This window comes from Paludisphaera rhizosphaerae (genome assembly GCF_011065895.1).
Taxonomy (GTDB): Bacteria; Planctomycetota; Planctomycetia; order Isosphaerales; family Isosphaeraceae; genus Paludisphaera; species Paludisphaera rhizosphaerae.
This window is the reverse complement of the sequence record NZ_JAALCR010000004.1, coordinates 39587-60749: the sequence shown is the minus strand read 5'-3', so window position 1 is coordinate 60749 and position 21163 is coordinate 39587. Positions and strand designations below refer to the sequence as shown.

The 21163-nt window shown below is 67.4% G+C and carries 16 protein-coding genes and 1 pseudogene; 2 read left to right on the top strand and 15 right to left on the bottom strand.

The window, feature by feature from the left end; translation table 11 throughout:
* Positions 1-3 precede the first annotated feature (3 nt).
* The 4 genes and pseudogenes from G5C50_RS06390 to G5C50_RS06375 all read right to left on the bottom strand — a co-directional run bounded on the left by G5C50_RS06390 (position 4) and on the right by G5C50_RS06375 (position 7070).
* Positions 4-783: a glycosyltransferase gene (locus G5C50_RS06390; protein ID WP_165066656.1), complete on the bottom strand. Its 780-nt coding sequence runs from the start codon at positions 781-783 to the stop codon at positions 4-6.
* 44 nt (positions 784-827) lie between these two features.
* Positions 828-4544: a PVC-type heme-binding CxxCH protein gene (locus G5C50_RS06385; protein ID WP_165066653.1), complete on the bottom strand. Its 3717-nt coding sequence runs from the start codon at positions 4542-4544 to the stop codon at positions 828-830.
* A gap of 126 nt (positions 4545-4670) precedes the next feature.
* A pseudogene (locus G5C50_RS06380) lies at positions 4671-5981 on the bottom strand (carboxymuconolactone decarboxylase family protein); the annotation flags it as partial.
* 102 nt (positions 5982-6083) lie between these two features.
* Positions 6084-7070 carry a DUF1559 domain-containing protein gene (locus G5C50_RS06375; RefSeq protein WP_206107601.1) on the bottom strand — a complete coding sequence of 329 codons (987 nt, stop codon included), beginning with the start codon at positions 7068-7070 and terminating at the stop codon, positions 6084-6086.
* 756 nt (positions 7071-7826) lie between these two features.
* Here G5C50_RS06375 and G5C50_RS06370 point away from each other — a divergent pair.
* Positions 7827-9056 (top strand): S1C family serine protease, encoded by a 1230-nt coding sequence (locus tag G5C50_RS06370; RefSeq protein ID WP_165066645.1) that lies wholly within the window; start codon positions 7827-7829, stop codon positions 9054-9056.
* Between the two features lie 3 nt (positions 9057-9059).
* On the opposite strand, the gene G5C50_RS06365 is transcribed toward G5C50_RS06370, so the two are convergent.
* From G5C50_RS06365 to G5C50_RS06350, 4 genes are all read right to left on the bottom strand, one after another.
* Positions 9060-9641 carry an NUDIX hydrolase gene (locus tag G5C50_RS06365; RefSeq protein WP_165066642.1) on the bottom strand — a complete coding sequence of 194 codons (582 nt, stop codon included), beginning with the start codon at positions 9639-9641 and terminating at the stop codon, positions 9060-9062.
* 160 nt (positions 9642-9801) lie between these two features.
* Positions 9802-10593 (bottom strand): endonuclease/exonuclease/phosphatase family protein, encoded by a 792-nt coding sequence (locus tag G5C50_RS06360; protein WP_165066640.1) that lies wholly within the window; start codon positions 10591-10593, stop codon positions 9802-9804.
* A gap of 30 nt (positions 10594-10623) precedes the next feature.
* Entirely contained in the window at positions 10624-11049 is a 426-nt protein-coding gene (locus tag G5C50_RS06355) for a hypothetical protein (RefSeq protein ID WP_165066637.1), read from the bottom strand.
* A gap of 76 nt (positions 11050-11125) precedes the next feature.
* Positions 11126-12229, bottom strand: coding sequence for a DUF1559 domain-containing protein (locus G5C50_RS06350; RefSeq protein WP_165066635.1), 1104 nt, complete (start codon positions 12227-12229; stop codon positions 11126-11128).
* A 649-nt stretch (positions 12230-12878) separates the two neighbouring features.
* On the opposite strand from G5C50_RS06350, the gene G5C50_RS06345 reads away from it, so the two are divergent.
* Positions 12879-13913 carry a DUF1559 family PulG-like putative transporter gene (locus G5C50_RS06345; protein WP_165066632.1) on the top strand — a complete coding sequence of 345 codons (1035 nt, stop codon included), beginning with the start codon at positions 12879-12881 and terminating at the stop codon, positions 13911-13913.
* A gap of 100 nt (positions 13914-14013) precedes the next feature.
* Here G5C50_RS06345 and G5C50_RS06340 read toward each other — a convergent pair whose 3' ends face one another.
* The 7 genes from G5C50_RS06340 to G5C50_RS06310 all read right to left on the bottom strand — a co-directional run bounded on the left by G5C50_RS06340 (position 14014) and on the right by G5C50_RS06310 (position 20991).
* On the bottom strand, positions 14014-14394 hold the full coding sequence (locus G5C50_RS06340; RefSeq protein WP_165066630.1) for a hypothetical protein: 381 nt from the start codon (positions 14392-14394) through the stop codon (positions 14014-14016).
* Positions 14395-14577: 183 nt separating this feature from the next.
* Positions 14578-15408, bottom strand: coding sequence for an HAD family hydrolase (locus tag G5C50_RS06335; RefSeq protein ID WP_165066627.1), 831 nt, complete (start codon positions 15406-15408; stop codon positions 14578-14580).
* Positions 15405-16715: a nickel pincer cofactor-dependent isomerase, group 22 gene (locus G5C50_RS06330; protein ID WP_165066625.1), complete on the bottom strand. Its 1311-nt coding sequence runs from the start codon at positions 16713-16715 to the stop codon at positions 15405-15407. The genes G5C50_RS06335 and G5C50_RS06330 overlap by 4 nt, the downstream gene beginning before the upstream one ends.
* 31 nt (positions 16716-16746) lie before the next feature.
* Positions 16747-18036: a lactate racemase domain-containing protein gene (locus G5C50_RS06325; RefSeq protein ID WP_165066623.1), complete on the bottom strand. Its 1290-nt coding sequence runs from the start codon at positions 18034-18036 to the stop codon at positions 16747-16749.
* 32 nt (positions 18037-18068) lie between these two features.
* Positions 18069-19115 (bottom strand): D-2-hydroxyacid dehydrogenase, encoded by a 1047-nt coding sequence (locus tag G5C50_RS06320; protein ID WP_165066620.1) that lies wholly within the window; start codon positions 19113-19115, stop codon positions 18069-18071.
* Positions 19116-19179: 64 nt separating this feature from the next.
* The gene (gene lhgO, locus G5C50_RS06315) at positions 19180-20382 is read right to left on the bottom strand and encodes an L-2-hydroxyglutarate oxidase (RefSeq protein WP_165066618.1); all 1203 of its coding nucleotides are present in this window, start codon (positions 20380-20382) and stop codon (positions 19180-19182) included.
* Between the two features lie 162 nt (positions 20383-20544).
* Positions 20545-20991 (bottom strand): hypothetical protein, encoded by a 447-nt coding sequence (locus G5C50_RS06310; RefSeq protein ID WP_165066616.1) that lies wholly within the window; start codon positions 20989-20991, stop codon positions 20545-20547.
* Positions 20992-21163: the final 172 nt, after the last annotated feature.

Below are 21163 nucleotides of genomic sequence, written 5' to 3'. Positions count from 1 at the left end.
ACGTCAACGGGTCAGGAGATACGCCAGCCCACTGCTCACCGCCGCCAGAGAGGCGATCGCCGCCAGGGCCCTCATCGGTCGGAGGCGAAACCCCTCGCGGACGATCGTCGCCAGAATGCGGCGGCCGTCTCGGAACGCCCGGAGCTTGCTCTCGGTCCCGGCGATCCGGGGATGATAAGGGACGTCGATCTCGACGGTCGGCCACTCCCGGGCGGTCGCCGTCACGGCCAACTCGGTCTCGATCTCGAACCCCTCCGACCGCAGGTCGACCGACTCAACGAACCTCCGGCTGAAGGCCCGATAGCCGGAGAGCAAGTCTCCCGTTCCGGGGCCGACGAGCACTCGGAACGCCGATCCGATCAGGACGTTCCCCAGCGCCCGCACGGGGGCCATCGCCTGCGCGCCGGGGACCGGTCGACGCGCGCCGACGGTCATGTCGGCCTTCCCCTCCAGAACGGGCGCGATCAGCCGGGGGGCTTCCTCGGCCGGGTACGTGCCGTCGCCGTCGGTGAGGACGACGACGTCGAACCCCCTGAGCGTCGTGAACGCCGAGCGGACGACGAAGCCCTTGCCGCGCTCCGGAACCGCGACGACGCGCGCGCCGTGAGCCAGGGCGACGGCGGCGGTGTCGTCCTCGGACGCGTTGTCGAAGACGACGACCTCCGCGCCCGGCAAGGCGGCGCGGAAGTCGTCGACGACGCGACCCACGGCGGCGGCTTCGTTGTAACAGGGGATGGCTACGGCGATCGTCGGCGGGCGCCCGGAGGCTGCGGAAACTTGCACGGCGTTGCGGTCTCGGCTCGTTCGGGGACGGAAATCGGGGGCGGTCAGCGAGGCTTGGCGTCGGCGGCTTCGGCGTCGAACGCGACCGGCTGCGGCGCGACGATCGTGGTCGCGAGCGTCGCCTCCGTTCCCCCCTTGCCGGCGACTCGGATCAGCAGGTCGACCCGGCCGGCGGGCAGGTCGAACTCGGCGGCGAACGGTGCATCGGGATTCGCTCGGGCGAGCGGCAGGGGCTGGCCTCCGATCCAGGCGACGGCTTCCACGGGCGTCTCAACCACCAGGGTCGCTCGCTGCGGGGTCGTTGAGACGACCGGGGCGTAGGCCCAGGCGAATCGGCGGTCGCCGGCGGCCAGGAACGGTTGGAGGTCGGCGCGGCCCTCGGCGTCGGCGTCGAGCCCTCGCCATGAGAGCGACCGCCCCGCGCCGTCGCCGATCATCTTGTCGACGTCGGTTCGGCCCCCCGCGCCCGGCCTGAGGTCGACCTTTTCGGGGAGCGGACCGACGACCCGATACCGGCCGACGACGCTCACCGGCTTCCTGAGCGTCGTCAGGTAGGCGAGCAGGTCGACCAGTTCGGCGTCTGTCATCGTGGCGGCGAGGTTCTCAGGCATGAGGGAGGTCTCGGAGAACTTCCGGCCCTCGATCTCAGACGTCGCCACAGAGACGCGCTCGCCCTGTGAGGTCTTCAGCACGATCTTCTGGGGCGTCTCCTCAACGGGGAGGCCGGTGATGATGCGACCGTCCGTGAGAGCCAGGACAAGCGTGCGGAAGTTGTAGCTGACGGCCGCGCTCGGGTTGAGGATCGAGCGGAGCAACTCATCCTTGCCGTACTTGGTGCCGATCGTCGAGAGGTCGGGGCCCACACAGCGGCCGCGACCCTGGACGCGATGGCACGAGGCGCAGGCGTCCGACTGCTTGCGGAAAAAGACCACCTCGCCACGCGCCGGCTCGCCGCGACGGCGGATCAGCTCGGCGGCCGGAGGCAGAGGACGTCCGCCGGCCGCGACCGGAGGCGGCAGCACTCGGTTCGCGGCATCGCGGACGCGCGGGTCGCCCGAGGCGTGAAGCGTCGTCGTCGCCTCCGTCTTCAGGTCGTCCGGCAGGGTGTTGGCGCGGGCCAGGTCGACGAGCTTCATGCCGCCGCCGGGAAGCTGAGCCAGCGTGCGGACGGCCTCGCGACGCAGGGCCGTCGGGTATTCCCGATCGGTCAAAATCTCGGCGAGTCGACCATTGGCCTCGAACATCTTTGGCATGATGCGAACCGCGGCCTCGGCGCGGAGGGAGGACTCAGGCTTGCCCCGACGCTCCGCGATCAGGTCTCGCAGGACCAGATTGGGAGTGCCGCCCACGGTCCCGATCCCCTCGACGGCCGCGGCGACGACGTCGTCCGGTTGCGTTGGGTCGGCGGCGATGGCGTCGAAGCTGGCGCGATACTGGGCGTCGCGAGTCGCCGCCGCCATGGCGATCCCCTGTCGTCGCCAGTCGGGTTCCTTGAGCGCCCGCTCGATGATCCGAAGCACCGGCGGCCGGTCTTTCGCCGCGTTCCAGGGGCCGGCGAGTTGCGTCGCCAGCATCTCGAAGAGAATTCGACGACGGACGGGGTCGTCGGTCCGGTCCGCCAGCAGCGCCGCGACGTCGGCCGAATAGGGCGATTTGATGCGTCGAAGCACTTCATCGCCGGCCTCCTGGTATTCCGGCGTCTTGAAGTTCGGCAGGATCTGCTCCAGGACGGGAAGCGCTTCCGGACGTTGGAGCCGCCACAAAAGGCCGAGGAATTTGCTCAGAGCGTTGGCCGGCGGCTCGGGGGCGCCTGTGGGGATGAATGCCTCGTTGCGGTCGACGGGGAAGTAAGGCGGCAGCGCGGCGCCGGCGATCTCCGCGAAGTTCCCCGGGTCGCCGAACAAGGAGGGGTCCATCAGGCTGGTGATGAACTCCGAGATCCGCTTCGACAACGCCAGCCCGAGCGCCTCGAGATACCATCGATCGCGGCCGTCCCATCCCAGAACCAGTTTGCGGAGGGCCTCGGCGACCCTGGGCACGGGGACGTTCCGAAGGGCCAGGATCAACTCTCGACGCACGCCGGGGTCGGGGTCGTCGGCCAGCGGCAAGAGGACCTCGAGATGCGCCAGCGCCGCGGCTGGGGGACGCTCGCTTCCGGCCTGGAAATCGACGATCCCGTTCTCGCGGCAGTCGCGGCCGAGGATCCGCACGGCCAGTTCCCGGAGCCGGGGATCGCCCTTCTGGAAGCGGTCGGGATGCTGGATGACCTCGACAGCGATCCCCGAGAGCTTCGGCAGATCGGCGGCGACCTGCAGGGCGCGGCCGGCCTCCTCGGGGGTCCCTTCGCGGATCATCGCGAGCAGGGCGTCGGCTGCGGCGTCCCCCTTCGCAAGCAGGCCGCGACGGGCGGCGTCCTGGGCCGCGACGTTGGGAAGTTTGAGCGCGGCGATTAGGCCCGCGACCGAACCGAAGTCCGGCTTCACCGCCTTCGGCTTCACCCCCTTCGGCGTGACTCGGTAAATGCGGCCCGTATTCTGATCGGCGAAGGCGTGGCCGCCCACCCCAGCGTCGTACCAATCGGCGACGAAGATGGAGCCGTCGGGCGCCACCGTCACGTCGGAGGGCCGGAACCAGGGGTCGGCGCTGGCGAGTAGAACCTTGTACTCGGTCCGGTACGTCGAGCCGTGGCGAGTCAGCGGGAAGTAGTTGATCTGGCGGGTGCCGGCCTCAGCTTCCAGCAGCGAGCCGAAGAAGGCCGCGGGGAGGAGTTGGCCCTCGTACACGGCGACGCCGCAGGGGCTGCCGTTGCCGGTGCCGACGAGCTTGGGGACCATCCCCGGCACGTCCTCGCCCCAGTGTCGGGGGCTGCCGGGAGTCTTGTAGCCGAACCGACCGCCGTCCATCGTGTGGATGATCCGGCAGCCTCGGTTGCCGTCGTCGTCGTTGTCGCTGGTGAAGCCCTCGCCGAAGGCGTTGCGGCAGGTCTCATAGTTGTTGCGCTGGCCGTCGCAGACGACCTCGAACTGGGTGCCGTCGCGATTGACCCGCAGCGTGTTGGCGTAGTTGTCGGCCCGGACGCGACGGTGCGAGGCGTCCACGACGTCGAAGTTCTGATAGCGCTCGGAACGGTCTTCCTGCACCGAGCAGCAGCCGTCGCCGTGGGTGAAGTAGAGCTTGCCGTCCAGGCCCAGCGTCATGCCGTGGATGCCGTGGTCGGAGTCGATCCCGCCGAAGCCCGTCAGCAGGTTGAACCGCTTGTCGGCCTTGTCGTCGCCGTTGGTGTCTTCCAGAACCAGCAGGTTCGGGCTGTTGCCGATATAGACCCGGCACCCCGCGTACTTGCCGCTCGCGTCGTATCGTTCCTCGACGGCGAGGCCCATCGGGACGGGGAAGATTCGGTCGGCGAAGACTGTGACCTTATCGGCCTTGCCGTCGCCGTCGGTGTCTTCCAGAATCTTGATCTTGTCCGAGTCGTCGACCTTATCGAACCGTTGATTGCCGCGACGGGTGAGGCGGTAGTTGAGCCCCTCGGCGATCCAGACACGGCCCCGCGAGTCGACGTCCATGCTCGTCGGGTTGAAGAGCATGGGCTCGGCCGCCCACAGGGTCGCCTCCAGCCCCTCGGCCGGCTTGACCTTCTGCGCGGACTCCTCCGGGGACGATTGAGCCCGGAGGGCGACCGGCGCGACCGCGAGGGACGCGAGCGCGAGGGCGACCGCCGGTATGGCCCGGCGGCGGGGCGACGTTCGGTGAAGGTCCATCGGCGGCTCCGAGAGGTCGGGGGAGAGGCACGCTCGGTCGAATCGCGACGCTCCTCATTCTGGCCGAGCGGCCGGCGACGGTCCAGCCGCCGCCGGAGTCTCTCGGCGAGCCGACCGGGCCTGCGGTCACTTCTTCTCGGTCGCCTCCTTCGGCTTCTGCGGTCCGTAGAAGTCCATGAAGACGTTCTCCCGTTCCAGCGGAAGCTGGAAGCCGTCCGAGACGCGGGTCATGTAGAGTCCCCGGCAGAGCCACCAGAAGACGCCCATGGCCCCGTCCGGACCGAGGTCTTTCTCAAGCCGCTGGTAGTCGGCGGGGGTGACGGTCCACGGGGCCTTGGTCAGCTTGCGGGCGTAGGCGTAGGCTCGCTGTTCCTCGGGAGGGAAGGCCGACCAGTCGTCGGACGCGAGCTTCCGCGTCCGTTCGGCGATCTCCCCCTTGTCGAGCCCGGCGACCTCCATCAGCATTTCGCAGTGGCCCATGCAGTAGTTGCAGCGGATCGCCCGGGTCTGGACCCAGAAGAGGCTCTCCTCGAAGACGCGGTCGGCCTGGACTTCCGACCACATCGTCCGGGTGGCGCGGCTCCAGGGGACGGCCAGCTCGGGGACGTAGCCCATGCCGACGAGGTTCCAGACGATCCGCGTCGGCCGTGCGGCGAACTCCGGAGGCACGCCTTTCTTGACGTCTTCCCACTTCGGGACCGGCAGCCGAGGCGTACGCGACCGCTGCCCCTCCAGCCGCGACTGGAGGGCGTCATACGAGAGCGACGACCACTCCACGTCGCCGTCGACGACGGTCTCGCCGTCTTCCCGCAGGGGCTTGAGCGCGTGCTGAGCCGGGAGCACGGGCTGTGACTGGAACGCGCCGGGGGCGAAGACCACGTCGATCGGCGGCAGCGGGCCGGTCGGCTCCATCGGCAGATTGAGGCCCAGGACGACGCGGTCCTGGAAGTTGCCGTAAGCGCCCAGGAGGACCATCGCCGCCGCCTGCTTCTCGCCGTATTTCGCGACGAGCCGGGCGAACAACTCGTCGGGGATCGTGGGGGCGTCGACCGTGTGGAGCCGGGCGAACTCCAGGGCGTCGCGATAGTCCGCCGGCCAGGCCGAGGGATCGCCGGTCAGCGCCTTGATGGTCTCTTCATCCATCCCGGCGCGTCGGGCGTCGGCCAACGCGTAGGCTTCGGAGTACGCGCAGTGGTTGTTATGCGCGACGACCCAGCGCATGGCGGCGCGGAGCTTGGGGTCGAGCGGGCTTCGCGTGCGCTGGGCGAGGTCCACGTCGAGCATCGCGGCGGCCGTGCGGGGGAGCCGAACGGCCACGGCCCTGGTCCAGCTCGGCAGGGGGCCGCCGGCTCCCTGAGTCGTCGCCGGCATCTTGGCCCAGCAGGCCTGGTCGTCCAGCATCGGCACGGCCGTGGCTTTCTCGTCGGCCCGAGCCGAACGGCCTGATACGGCGGCCAGAGTCAGCAGGCCGATGCAGCAGAGCAGGTCCAGTCGATCAATCATCATGGTCGGGTTCCTCGGTTGCGGATGCGTTTGGTTTCAGTAGCTGTCGGCGCTGACGACTTCGCCGCCGGCCATCGTGCCGAGGGCCCGCCAGACGCTTCGCGAGATCGAGTCCTTCACAAAGCGGACGGTGCCGTCGCAGAGAAGCAGGTTGACGCCCCCCGAATGGGTGCTGGAGGCCGTGTTGAGGATCCGGCCCGGGGGGAACATGCACGAGCGGGTGTTGGGGGTGTCGCCGTGTCCTGCAACGCAGGACGTGCTCCCCGCCAGCCACGGCGAACCCTGGCTGGAGACGCCCTGTGAGCCCAGATTGGTCACGTCGACCGACCGGCAGTCGGCGATGGCTGCGTCGGCCGTGGACGGGAACGTCTTGGGTAGGAAGAGATCGGTCGCCGGCGTGGAGACGGCGTTGTTGAAGTCCCCTTTGCGCCGTTCGACCATCGCCGAGGTGTTGCTGGTTCCGTCGGTGATCGAGGCGATGCTGGTCCGGCTGACGCTGAAGAAGACGCCGTCCGGCGCGGGCATGCTGGCGTTGGCGCCGCTGCTGGCGTCGCTCGCGCCGTAGGTGAAGAGGATGCCGCTCCCCTCATTGAAGCGATAGCTGATGGGAGCCTCGCCGGCCGGCACGGTCTGCTGCGGGTCGGTCGGGCAGGAGAACGAGGCGACCGACGTCCCCTGCGAGGTCGTGTTCTCCGCCGCGTTGGGGAGAAGGATGAAATTGATGGTGTTGAAGATTTGCGTCTGCTCCATGTACGGCAGCAGTCGCGCGAAGCCGGAGAACGTCGCGGTCGCCGGGTAGTTCGGCGCAGGGGTGCTCAACCCCCGGCTGTGGGGGAAGCATCCCTGGACGTCGTGGTAATTGTGCAGGGCGATCCCGAACTGCTTGAGGTTGTTGACGCACTGGATCCGGCGAGCGGCCTCTCGGGCCGCCTGCACGGCGGGCAGCAGCAGGGCGATGAGCACGGCGATGATGGCGATGACCACCAGCAGCTCGATCAAGGTGAAACCCCGTCGACTCTTCATGGCTTGGATGTCCCGGAGATGATGACGAAGACCAAAGCGCAATGACGGACGCGCGGCGCGAAGCCGCATACGGTGTGCGTGGCGACCGCCGGCCGCGGCGCGCAGGGGCGTCGGGCCGGTCGAGTTTGCGACGAAAACAGGAGATCCCGTGATCGTCCGTCAGCGCGGAGGGTGGAACGGCGCCGGCCCACCGTGCACCGGGGATGCAACGGCGGCTGCGGGAGGCGTGAAGGCCTGCGGAGGCGATTGGAGAAGGAGATGAGCCGTCAGGCAGCCCCAACGCTCAAGACGCGAGGGGTCCATGAGATTCGGCGCCGGTGCTGGCGAAGGGTCGCTTGAGCACTTCAGGCCGTCGCACGGGGAAGGCCGAGGCGTCGGCGCGGCTGGCTCTTCAAGCTCGGCCAGAAGGTCCAGGCCCACGGCTTCAGGACGCGAGGGACGAGGGTGCAAGCATCCGGCCCGAGCGTCCGCGGTCCATACCGCGACAATCGCCAGGAGCGTCAGCAACGCTCCCACGTGCGACCGTGGCGGGATGAAGGTCGGCGTCGTCATGGCCGTGTTGCGGGCGTCGGCTGAAGGGACGTGTTTGGAAGTCGGAACACGCCGTCACCGGCGTTTGCAGACTTGTGAATGGTGCGAATCTAACGCCGGTCCGTTGGGGGAGCAAGGCCCGGCCGGCCTTTTCATCCCCCGGCTGCAACTTACAATAGGTTGAGGGATGTGGACTTCCGGTGGATTCCGAGGAGGGACTCGATGATGAGCGAAGGCAGGGCTTCGACGGCGACGACGGTACTCGGCCACCTGGTCACGGCCGGGCTGACGCTGGCCCTTGCGGTGCTGCTGCTGGGACGGCCCCATCCTCAGGGAAAGATCGCCGCCCAGCGCCCGCCCGCGCCTCCCCGACCCTCTTTTGAACTCGTCCAGGAGCCGACCGCTCCGGGGGGGGCGACCAGTGCTCCCACCGCGGCCGAGGCCCCGCCCGCTCCCGCCCTGGACGTCGAGGCCCTGAAGGATCTCGACCCCGAGGAGCGGAACAACGTCGTCGTCTACGCGTCGGTGAACAAGAGCGTGGTGAACATCACCACCGAATCCGAGGCCCAGGGCTTCTTCGGCGACGAGTCCTCCACCGGGACGGGGTCGGGCTTCGTCATCGACAAGAAGGGGAACCTGCTGACCAACTTCCACGTCGTCCAGGGGGCCGACGTGGTCCGCGTCACGCTCTTCGATGGAGCCTCCCACGAGGCGAAAGTCATCGGCGTCGACGCCTCCAACGACGTCGCCGTGCTGAAGGTCGACGCCGATCCCGCGAAGCTCTTCCCCGTGGTCATGGGAGACTCCTCGCGGGTGCTTGTGGGTCAGAAGATCATGGCGATCGGCAACCCCTTCGGCCTGGAACGCACCCTTACGACGGGGATCGTCAGCAGCCTGGACCGGTCGCTGAAGGCCAAGAACGGGCGGATGATCCGGGGGATCATCCAGACCGACGCCGCCATCAACCCGGGCAACTCCGGCGGCCCGTTGCTGAATTCGCACGGTCAGGTGATCGGCATGAACACGGCCATCGTCAGCAGCGTCGGCCAGTCCGCCGGGGTGAGCTTCGCGGTGCCGATCAATTCGATCTCCCGCATTCTCCGTCAACTCATCGAGGACGGCCGCGTGATTCGCGCTGACCTGGGCGTGGCTCGGGTCTACACGACGGAGGAGGGCCTGTTGGTCCTGGCGATCGCCGAGGGGGGCCCGGCTGAACGGGCCGGCATCCGGCCGATCCAGATGAAGCTCGAACGCCTTGGCCCGGGCTTCGTCCGGCGCTCGATCGATCCCGACTCGGCCGACCTGATCGTCGCCGTCGAGCACAAGCGGGTGAAGACGGTCGACGAACTGTTGACCGAGGTTGAGAAGCACCAGCCGGGAGACACGATCCGGATCACCGTCGTCCGCGACGGCAAGCCGACTGACGTCCCCGTGGAACTTGGCCGGTCGTCCTGAGCGTCAACCCTTCGCGGGGTTCGACTCGGCGGCCAGCCACCAGAGCAATCCCGCGACCACCAGCGCGTGGTCAATCTCGCCGCGACGGATCAATCCGAGGATCTCGCCGATCGGCACGCGCTCGACGGTGAGTTCCTCGGTGTGGTCGAGCTTCGGCTCGGCCACCTTGCGGGCGTTGCGGATCACGATCGTCGTGGTCCGCGACGTGACCAGCGACGGGTTCGACCAAAGCGTCCCGACCAGTTCGGGCGGGTCGCCGGCGTACCCGGTTTCCTCAAGCAACTCGCGAGGCCCGGCGACGAGCGGATCTTCCCCCGGATCGACGAGTCCACCGGGGATCTCCAGGCTGTCCCGCGCCGAGGCCGCCCGGAACTGGCGCACGAAGAGGACTTCGCCTTCGGTCGTGATCGCCACCGCGTGGACCGCGTCGGGCAGGTGGATCACGAAGAAGTCATGCGTCAGCCCCGACATCCGCGAAGTGAACCGCTCCTTCCGCAGCCTGAACAGCCAGTTCTCCTCGATCGTCCGATCGTGCTTTCCGTCGTCGACGCGGTTCCAGGAGGCGAGGGGGTGTTCCGGGCTCAAGGCGGCTGACTCCGTCGGGAGGGATCGAGCATCTCGGAGGACTGCGACCTTCGACCGACGTCCCTTCTCCCACGAGGGGATAAGGGACGTCGTCAACAGCGTTCGTCTATGTGAAACCAGTATAGATCGATGCCGGAGTTGTGGGATACCCGAACCGAAGTCACTTCGAATCCAACAACTCCAGCACCACCAGCAGGGGCCGGTGATCGGAGGCGACGGGCTCGTCGAGGACCTTCGTTTCGATCACCCTCCAGCGGGCTTTGGGGCGGACGAGGACGTAGTCGATCTGGCGGTCGGGCTTGTCGGCGGGGAAGGTGAGGAGGGGGGAGGAGTCGGTGCGGGCCCAGTTTTCCTCGAAGGCCTTGATGACGCGGCTGTCGGGCGTTGAGTTGAGGTCGCCGACGAGGATGGTGGGCATGTCGGGCTGCTCGCGGGCGACCTCTTCGAGCTTGCGGACGGAGTCCATCCGCTCGGCGTCGTCGGGGCGGTAATCGATGTGGGTGGCCATGAACCGGAACGGCGTTTTGGCGGCGTCGGGACCGGTCAGTTCGAGGACCAACGCCCCGCGCTGTTCGCCGACGTAGTGCGACGGGACGTGGACGTTCCGCCAGGTCGTGATTGGGAGTCGGCTCAGGACGGCGTTGCCGTAGTCGCCCCCCTGAAAAACGATGTTCCGCACGAAGACGGGCGTCATGCCGGTGAGCCGGCCAAGCTCGCCGGGTTCGTCCACGCCCTTGGTGCGCGATACTCCCTTATCGACCTCCTGCAAGGCAACGACGTCCGGATTCACGGACTTGATGACGCCGGCGAGCCGCTCGAGGTCGAGCTTGCCGTCCATCCCCTCGCCGTGGTGGATGTTGTAGCTCAGGATGCGGAGTCGGACAGGTTCGGCGGCGGTCGCGGAGGAGGGCAGAGTGAGGAGGCAGGCGGCGAGGACGAGGCGGCGGTTCATGGGGAGGGTTCCGGCGTGGGGCGGGCTGGGTCAGGACGAGGGCTTGGCCGGCGAGGCGGCCTTGAATTCGTCAGCGGTCATGGGGCGGATCGTGCGGTTGAGGAGCAGGACCGGCCCCCCCTTGGAAGGGACGTCCTTGCCATAGGCTAACACGTCCTCGTTCGGACTGCCGCCCGGTGCCTCGTTCGTGTCGGGAAGCGTCGCGTTGTAGTTGACGACGACCTCCCCGGAGGCGATCAGATCCGCCCCGCCGGACTCGCCGGGCGATGAAAGAAGGTCCTTCAACGACTTCGGCGCGCGCCCCTTGTTCAACTGGAAGTCGCGGAGCGTGGAGCCGACCTGTTGCAGCCGGATCTCATCGGCGCGGTCGGGCGTGGGGGCGCTGTTCTCCTGGCCGCAGCCGATCAACAGGGCGGGGGCGAGTACCACGAGGATCGTTCGAATGCGAGTCTTCATCGGCGGCCTCGAAACGAAGGCCCGCGCGGGGGCGCCGCGCGGGCCGGGGCGTGCTGGGGATGGGTGGTGCGATCGATCAATACGCGTCGGAGCTGACCACCTCGCCGGCGCCCTTCGTGCCGAGGGCCCGCCAGGTCACGGCGTTGATCGAATCCTTGATGAATCGGACCGAGCCGTCCGCGAACGAGACGTTCACGCCCCCCGAGTGCTTGCTGCGAGCCGCGATGTGGCCGCAGATGAAATCGGTGCTGTTGGCGCAGTCGAAGAACGTGGTGTTGGGCGTCAGGGTGTGCGTGAAGAAGGCCATCGGCGCGATGCCGCGGTAGTACTGCTGGCCGCGGTACTTGACCCGGGTGCCGGTCCGGCAGGTCGCCGAGGGGGGCGCGATGCTCGTGGTGAACGAGGCCGCCGGAACGCTGTAGACGTTCAGCAGGCTGTCCACCGGAACCTCGGCGTCGACGTTGGCGCTGGCGACCGAGCGGAGGGTCTCCGAGAACATCGCCGTGTTGCTCGTGCCGTCGGTGACCGAGGCGATCGTCGTGGCGCCGGTCACCTTCTGGTAGTCGGGGTTATTGGCGCCGTTGATCTGGGCGGCCGCGCCGTAGTCCAGCCGGACGTTGAACATGCCGGCCTGGCTGGTGTCGGTTTCGGTCTTGCCGGCGGCGTATCCTGAAGGTGCAGGTCCCAACTCAGGGCAGGCGGTTCCGCCGATCGACCCGAAGTAGTTGTTATAGCCGATCTTCCCCTGGAGCCGAACGTTCGAGGGGTCCGACGGGCAGACATACGCCGAGATGAGCATGGTCCCGGCCGTGATGTTCGGGTCGTTCCCCGTCGCGATGTTGTTGTAGATGCCGTTCAGATTGAACGAGAAGTTGTACGCATTGAAGAGGTTCGCCCCTTCCAGGTAGCCGAGCATCGTGACCAGGGGCGTCGGACGGGGATAGAGCGGAACGTTCACGGTCGGCGTCAGCCCGAAGCCCGGCGGAAAGGTCCCGTTGCTGGACTCAAAGTTGTGGGCGGCCAGGCTCAACTGCTTGAGGTTGTTGACGCACTGGGCGCGGCGGGCGGCCTCGCGCGCCGATTGAACAGCGGGCAGCAGCAGGGCGATGAGGACCGCGATGATGGCGATGACGACCAGCAGCTCGATCAGCGTGAAGCCGCGGCGCGGGTTCCTGCACATGAGACGTCTCCCTGGGAAGGCGGGCGAGAAGGGGGGGGCGCTTGAGGAATTGCCACCCCGCCGAGCTCGCCAGGCGCCGTCGCCCGGCGAGTCGGTTGAAGGGTATGAGCGTCGGAAGTTTAGCTTTGGGCCTGCGCCGGTTTCAACACAAGAAATGAAGAAATGTCACCGAAGTTATTCGGAGGACGCGAGGTTCCTCTTCAACCGGTCTCGCCAACTTATGGAAGGCGTGCGGGGCTCTCCGCGCCCACTTTGGGAATCATTACGTCCGACGACTTGAAATCGGGGACGCGGCCGCTTCCGTTGTCGCTCGGATTTTGGTAAGAATTTCTAATCCGAATCTCGAATTCCAACCAAACCTTGCATCGGTCGTGCAATCAGGCTCACTCTCGTTTCGCGGTCATCTCTCGAGGTGATCGCGGCATGCGAGTGGCGGTCTCCGTCCGTCTATTGATGGAACGGAGACGCCTGTCAGGTAGGGATTAACCACACAGCGCGTAAGCGCATTGCTCGCTCAGGTCGAGGTTCCGTTCGAGGGACTTCTCCGGTTCGAAGGTCCGTTGACGACGTCCTTATATCAATCGACGACGGGCGGTTCGAAGGTCGGCCTCGTGCGTGCAGCACTCATCCTTAACGAAAGGAGTTTTCCATGTTTCCACGTCTTCGTCGTTCCGGCCGCGGCTTCACGCTGATCGAGCTGCTGGTCGTCATCGCCATCATCGCGGTCCTCATCGCCCTGCTGCTGCCCGCTGTACAGGCGGCCCGTGAGGCCGCTCGCCGCGCCCAGTGCGTCAACAACCTCAAGCAGATCGGCCTGGGGCTGCACAACTACGAAAGCAGCGTCTCAGGATTTCCGACCTCGGAGCTGGAGCGATATCCCAATCTCGGTAACGTGTCTCCCTCGGCCCTGGCGATGATGCTCCCTTATATCGAGCAGGGCGCGCTTTATAACGCCATGAATTTCGGCGCCGGTGCCAGCAGCATCTGGAACTCCACCAGCCCGGTGAACTCGACGGTGCAGTACACGGCCCTCAACGTCTTCGTTTGCCCGTCGGACCAATCCCGACTCACGGCCGCTTATGGCACGAACAACTATCACGCCTGCACGGGCGCCGACGGCAACAACTTCAACAGCACGACGACCATCCGGACGGTGACCAGCGTTGTGTCGCTGTCGGGCCCCTTCAACGGACTGAGCGTGTCCAACAAGATCGGCGCGATCGTGGACGGCACCTCGAACACGGTCGGCTTCAGCGAGGTCGTTAAGGGGATCGGTCAGGTCAACACCTGGGACCCCCTCAAGCCGGGCGCCTACACCTCCAAGGTTACGGCGGCCGTCGCGAACGATCCTTTCACGGACAACGCCAACTGCAAGGTCGTCGATCGTTCGGTGGGCAACATCTCCGGCGGCTGGCCGTTCGGCGCCGCCTGGTGGTGGGGTCGTTCGGGACAGACGCGCTACAGCCACGTCATGCCGCCGAACAGCGTGAGCTGCGCCTTCGGCAGCTCCAACAGCGATAGCAACACCGAGGCCATCACCGCGTCCAGCCGGCACTCCGGCGGCGTGAACGCCCTGATGATGGACGGCTCGGTTCGTTTTATCAAGGACAGCATCAGCCCGTCGACCTGGTGGGCGCTGGCGACCAAGGCCGGCGGCGAAGTCGTCTCGTCCGACTCGTTCTGATCCGGATCGACGACTCGCGAGGTTGCTGAAAACGACAAGGGGGATGCCGCGTTGGATCACGCGGCATCCCCCTGTCGACTTCGAAGCCTTCCGGCGTCGATCAGAGGTCGATGTCGACCTTGTTCGATTCGCCGGCCTTCAGCTCCACGAACTTGGAGTTCGCGGCAAGGCCGGTGTCCTTGTCGATCGCCTTGGAGTGGACGCTCACCGAGTTGCCGCCGACCAGGGCCTTGATCTCGTATCCGCCGGCCTTCACCCTGGCGGTCTTGAGCGCCCCCTCCTTACGCTTGATGTTGCTGCCGTCGAAGATGATCTCGCCGTCCTCGAGCGGCTGGCCCTTAAGCTTGACGATCCCCGTGACCGAGACTTCCTCGTTCCCGCTCTCCACGGGGGGCGTGCCGTCGTCGCATCCGGCCACGATTCCCAGCAGGGCCGCAGCGGCCACCGCGGACGTCAGCATCTGGCGCATCATTCGAGTCATCACGTCGTTCCCCTTGCTGTAGGCCGATCCAGGAGGCCGAACGAGGTCTACCTGACCCGCCGGCTCATCCCGATGCGTTCATCATAATCACCCTCGATCATCGACGCACACTTCCTTCCCGAGCGTCGCGTGGAGGCGGCTCGGCCCAGGGATTCGTCGGAGGTCGCCCCATTCCGGACCGGCTCAGGACAGGATCCGATCGACCAGATCGGCGACGCCGTCGTCGGAGGCGGGAAGGACGAGGTCGGCGGCCGCGCGGACGTCCTCCGGCGCGTGGGGCATGACCGCGCCCAGGCCGGCGCCCAGGATCATCGGCAGGTCGTTGACGTCGTCGCCCACCGCGCAGATCTCCTCCGGCGCGACGCCCCAGCGCTCGGCGACGTGGAGCACGGCCGACCACTTGCTGGCGTCGCTGCGGATCACCTCGCACATCGTGCCGACGTACCGAGGGCTGCGCTGGACGAAGGTCCGGACGTGGTCGCCCAGCGCTTGCAGAACGTGCCGCTCGAAGGCCCGCATCTCCTCGACCGACCCCACGGCGCAGATGTGGAAGAACGGCCCGGCGGACCAGTCGTCGGTGATCTCCGCGTGCGAGAGGTTCTGGCCGACGTAGTCGTCGAAGTGCAGTCGACCCGTCGGGTGGCGGGAGATCCGGAAGTCGGGCTGGTCGTGGGGGCGGTCGTTGAACGCGACCACGTCCTGCTCGTGCTCTCGGAAGATGTCGAGCAGCGTCGCGGCGACGTCCGCCGGCAGGTCGGCCCGCCAGAGCGTACCGTCGTCGGCGGGCTCCTTCACGATCGACCCGGAGTTGCAGACGATGGGGGCGTCCAGCTCCAGCATCTCGGCGATCGGCCAGGCGCGACGATAGCGCCTGCCCGTGCAGACGACCGGCCGGATCCCGGCCGCCGCCGCTCGTGCGACGGCCGCCTTGGTGCGAGGGGGCAATTCGCCGTGGCGATTCAGCAGCGTGCCGTCGACGTCCAGCGCCAGGATCCGGTACTTCGGCCGGCTCATAAGACGGCGGCCTTCTTCCGTGCAGCGCGACGGCCCTGGACGCTGTGCGGGAAGAGCCCGACCTGATCGAGCCGGCCCTCGCCGTCGATCGGCATCGGGAGGTATTCGGTCTCGCGGGTGAGCGCCGGATGGGCGACGACGTCCGCCTCCATGGGCTGCGAGACCCACAGTTCGTCGGTCTCCAGCGTGTTGGGGATGACGACGATGCGGGCCTCGGCCGGGTCGATCCGCCAGCAGGTGTCGAGGGCCTTCTCGATCACCGCGCGGTCGGTCGGCAGGGTGATCGGGATGCGGGCCCGCTCCAGGCAGCAGGAGGTGAGGACGTTGATGCGGAAGGCCTCCTCGTCGATGTTGGCGACGAGGCGGTCAGTGGTCAGGTCGGCAAAGCCGACGCCCACGATGTTGCCGTGGCTCTCCTCCGAGGAGTCGAGCACCACCAGCCGGGTGACGACGGGCCGGACGAAGTCGTTCTGGGTCTCGATCATGAGCCGGCCGATGACGTTCGGGTCCATGCCGGCGCCCGAGTAGTTCTTGCCCAGCTCGCCGACCACCAGCAGGTCGATCTGGTCGAACGGCAGCCGGCCCATCATGTTCCGGGCCTTTTCCAGCAGGCCGGGCTCAAGCTCGAAGAGGTTCTCCGGCTCGAGCGGGACGATCTCAGCCGTCTCGTCGCGGCCGTTCTCCAGGATCGCCAGGCCGAGCGCGAACTTGGTGTTGGCGACCAAAAAACGGCCGACGGCGGGGAGGACTTCCTTCAGCCCGCGAAGGCCCAGCTTGTGAACCTGGGTGGCGCCTTCGCGCTTGCCAAGGCCGATGGTCATCATCTTGACGATGCCCGACTCGTAGGTCGCGTGGAAGTCGGAGTGGGGCTTGACCCGGTTCAGCAGGACGATGCCGTCGGCCCCGTAGGCGTTCTTGTCGAAGTAGATCGGCAGGCCCACGGGATTGGTGCCGAGGACCAGGGCGTCCATGTCGGTCTTGACCGGGACGCCCATCTTCTCGGTGGTGACGTCATAGCCGGCGAGCAGCTCGCGCTGGCCTTCCGGGGTGGCGCCGCCGTGGCTCCCCATGGCGGCGACGATGAACGGCTGGTAGCCCATCTCCTTGAGCGTGTCGACCGTCGTCCGCGCCATCAGGGCGATGTTCTTGATCCCCCGGCTGCCGACGCCCACGGCGATGGTCCCGCCGGCCGGCACACGTTCGCGCAGGCGGCTTTCAACGATTAGACGGCGGACCGTCCCCGCGATGTCCTCAACGCGGGGCTGGACGATATTCTGGCGGACGCGGGCGAGGGGCGGCAGATTCATGGTCACGGGGCTCATGCGGGCGAAAGGGTCGTCACCGTCCGGCAAGACGGTCGCCGACCATCCAGAGGCCGGCTGAAGGGGTTGGAATGAAGAAGTAGTCCTCGCCGTCCTCGGTCCGGTTCCATCCTTCTTTCGATTCCGAAGGGCGGTAACGGGCGATGGCGTCGGCCAGGTCTGTGTATCCGAAGTTCACGCCCTCGATCTCCTCTCGGGTGAGATGGCCGGGGGCGTACGTGATCCGGAACCGTCCCTCCGAGGAGCCGTGGAGCAGGTGGGCGGTCGCGTGGGCCAGGTCCTGCATCTCCGGGTCGTTCGGGTACTGAGCCATGACGCGAGGCGTGCCGACGTAGCCGACGCGCCGGATCAGGGCGTCCACGTCGGGCTGCTCGCCGAACCGCACGAGGCCGGGGGCGAGGATGATCAGCTCGCCGTCGTCGGCCAGGGCCATGCGCGTGCGATAGACGGCCTTGTTCGCGACCCAGGTGCTGGCGAACTCGTCCTCTTGCATGACGCAGACGATCTTCGAGACAGGCTTGTCGAAGACGGTGATGTTCTGTTCGCGCGATTGACGCGCGGCCGCGAGGTAGGTCTCCAGGTCGTCGCCGACGTGGATGCCCGTCGTCGTCAACTCGCCGTCTTCGCCACGCGCCATGACGATCTGAACGTAGAGGTCGGGAAGCCGGCCGAGCAGTTCGTCCTCGGCCTTGTTGAAGCAGGCCCGCAGGGGCGTGATCAACTGGCCCAGGTTGTTCTCGATCCCGCAGCTCGCCGCCATCATGTGCGAGGCGCAGATGAGGTCTTTCCCACCCAGGCCGATGAAGTAGTTCTTGTTGTGGTTGGCAAAGCCGAGGACCTCATGCGGCACCACGTGGCCGACGTTGATGATGAGGTCCCAGGGCTCCTCAATGAGAGTTTTGTTGAGCGAGACGGGGATCGCCCAGTCGGCGGCCCCGCCGCTGACCTCGCGGACGAAGTCGGCGGGGACCTCGCCGATCACGACGCAGCCGTCGCGCCAGTCGTGGACGAGGATATGCTCCTCGGGGATCGAGCCGAACATGAAGCGGTTCTGCTCGGGGGTGTGGGGGACGTGCTGGCCGAGGGTCGGGATGACCCGAACCTCGGCCTCCGGAGCGAAAGCCCGGTAGAGGATCTCCGTGAGCTTCCCCGCCCCCGAGTGCGCCCGGGTGATGTCCGGTGGGAGCAGCAACACCCGGCGGGGCTTCTCGCAGATCCGGCGGCGCGCTTCCGCGACCGTCTCAGCCATCAGTCCGGCCAGGCGGGCGTCGTCGATTCGGGGGGCTCTCTCGGAGATCCAGGGCATGATTGACGTGCTCGGCTTCGTGACCGTCAGGATCAGTACCCGACCTTCTTGTCGACGACGTTGACCAGGGCCTCGCCGGCGGCGAAGCGGCGGAGATTCTCGCGGAAGATCGCCTGGCGACGACGCTCGCCGCCGGGGGACTGGCCGGCGGTATGAGGCGTGATGATGACGTTCTTGGACCAGAGCGGGTGGTTGTCAGGCAGGGGCTCAGGGTCGGTCACGTCAAGTCCCGCGGCGGCGACCTTGCCGGAGTCGAGGGCCGCCATCAGGGCCTCGGTGTCGACGACCTTGCCGCGCGACACGTTGATGAAGACGACGCCCTGCTTCATCAGGCCGAACTCCTTCGCGCCGACCATCTTGGTCGACTCCTTCGTCAGGGGCACGGCGCTGGCGACGATGTCGGCCCGGGGGAGCAGTTCGTGGAACTTGTCGGGCTTGTGCAGCTCCTCGACGAACAGGGGGCGTTCCCAGACCTTGGGGTCGGTGGCGAGAACGCGGACGCCGCAGCCGTAGACGCGGCGGGCGATCTCGGTCCCGATGCCCCCCATGCCGATGATCAGCATCGTCTTGCCGGCCAACTCGTCGAGCACCACGCCCTGAGGACGCTTGTTCCACCGCTGGGCGGCCTGAGCTTCCAGGAACTTCGGGATGCTGCGGTTGAAGGCGAGCAGGTAAGCGAGCGCCTGATCGGCGATCTCCGGCGCGTAGGCCCGGGCCATGTTGGTCAGGACGATGGAGCTGTCGATCAGCTCCGGGATGTTCATCAGGTGCTCAACGCCCGCGCTGCCGTTCTGGACCCACTTCAGCGACTTCGCCCCGGCGCGAATGACCCGAGGGGAGACGAGGCCGTAAAGCCCCTGGGCCTCGGCGGCCTTGGCGACGGCCTCATCCTCGCCGTCGCAGGGGATCAGCTCAACTTCGGGGGCGATGGCTTGAAGCTCGGAAAGCTCCTCGCGCTTCATCCGGGGGACGATGACCTTGAGCCGGCCCTCAGGCGCGGCGGCGGCTGCCGCGCCCGGGGCGGCGGCGAGAGCGGGGGCGGCGGCGGACGCAGCGGCAAGGAACGAGCGGCGGTTCATAGCGCAGGCTCCGAAGGAGTGGGTCTCGTGGGGGCTGCCGTCCGCCGGCTCGCGGGGTTCCCGATCAGGTCAGCCGGGGGACCAGTCGTTCAACGATCGTCTTACCGATGTTAAGCGAGGCCGTCGCCGCGGGCGAGGGGGCGTTGTTGACGTTCACGACCTGGTCGGCCTCCTGGATCAGGAAGTCGTCCACCATCGAGCCGTCCGGCAGGACCGCCTGGGCGCGGATGCCCGAGGGCGCGGGCTCCAGGTGTTCCTCGCGGATGTCGGGGACCAGCCGCGAGAGGGCCTTCACGAAGGCCTTCTTGCTGGCCGACCGCCACATCTCTCCCAGGCCCGTCTTCCAGTACTTGAAGGCCAGCTTGCGGAAGCCGGAGTAACCCAGCGTCTCGAAGAAGTCGGAGGCGTTGAAGTCGGTCTTGCGATAGGCCTCTCGGCCGAAGGCGAGGACCGCGTTCGGCCCGCACTCGACGCCCCCCTCGATCATCCGGGTGAAGTGGACCCCCAGGAACGGGAAGGCGGGATCCGGCACCGGGTAGATCAGGTTGTTGCAGAGCCGTTCGGCCTCGGGCTTGAGCTTGAAGTACTCGCCGCGGAAGGGGACGATCTTGGCGTCCGGCTTCACGCCGCCCATCGCCGTGACGCGGTCGCACTGGAGCCCCGCGCAGTTCACGATCTGACGGGCCTCGACCTCCTGGCCGGACTCGGTCGTCAGCACGGCCTTGCCGCCGGCCCGGACGATCTTCGAGACCTTGGCGCTGGTGAGGACCTCGCCGCCGGCTTCGCGGATCCGCTGGGCGAGGCGTCGGCAGACTTCCTTGTAGTCGACGATGCCGGCCTCGGGGACATGGATCGCCTGGATGCCGGAGGCGTAGGGCTCCAGCTCGGCGAGGCGGGCCTTGTCGATCCTCTCGCAGACGACGCCGTTGGCCACGCCGCGCTCGTAGATCCGCTCCAGGGCGGGGAGGTCGGACTCTCCCACTGCCACGATGACCTTGCCGCAGATCTCGAAGGGGATGTTCTCGGAGGCGCAGAAGTCCTCCATGAGCCTCTTGCCCTCGCGGCAGTTCGTGGCCTTCAGCGATCCCGGCTTGTAATAGATGCCGGAGTGCAGGACGCCGGAGTTATGCCCGGTCTGGTGCTGGCCGACGTGGTCTTCCTTTTCGAGAACCACCACGCGGCAGTTGGGGAGGGTGCGGTTGAGCTGGTAGGCGGTCGCCAGGCCGACGATCCCCCCGCCGACGACGGCCACATCGGATGAAATCAACGTCTTCCTCGGTCTTCGAGATCCCGGCGCGCTCGATCCTTCAGGCCGCCTGGGCCTGGTCGACGGGGCCGGTGCGTGGCCTCCATCATCCGGAACGACCACGAAACGCACAAGACCCCGGCTCGGCGGGGTCCTGTCCAGAAGGGTCGTATCCACCTTCGCTCACTCGCCGTACAGGCCGACTCCCGGGCCGTAAGCCGGGGCGTAGACGCCCATCGGAGGCGGCGGAGCGATCTGGGCGGGCGTCAAACCGGTGCCGGCCGTGACGGGGAACGTCCGGTATGAATCCCTGCCCGTCGGGGCTCCGTAGACGTACCCCGGCGCGACGAACCCCGGCCTCCACAGTCCCACGCCATAGCGGCCCGGCATGTATCCCGAGGTCGGGTAGTTGCCGTAATACGGCGACCAGGGAGCGGCGGAGAAGGTCGTATAAGTCCGCGGCACCCCGTAGCTGGCGTAACCGTAGCTGGTGCCGTACATCCCCGGCGCGGCCCAGAAGTCGCTCACGCGATACGACCCCACGGCCGGTCCTCCCGGCGTCACTTGCGCGAAGGCCGACGAGGAAGTCCACAGGGAGAGGGCCGAGACCAGCAGGGCGAGACGTCGCATGGTGCGGAGCATCCCCGGAAGTTGACGGGACCGATCGGCGAGGGCAGGGGACCCTCCTTGTCATTCTACCGCACGACGGCCGGTCATGACGGACGAATCGCCCGGATTCCTCCCAGAAGGCCGGCGATCTCGCTATGATGAAGTCCGTCCCACCCGCCTTGCCGACCCGCCC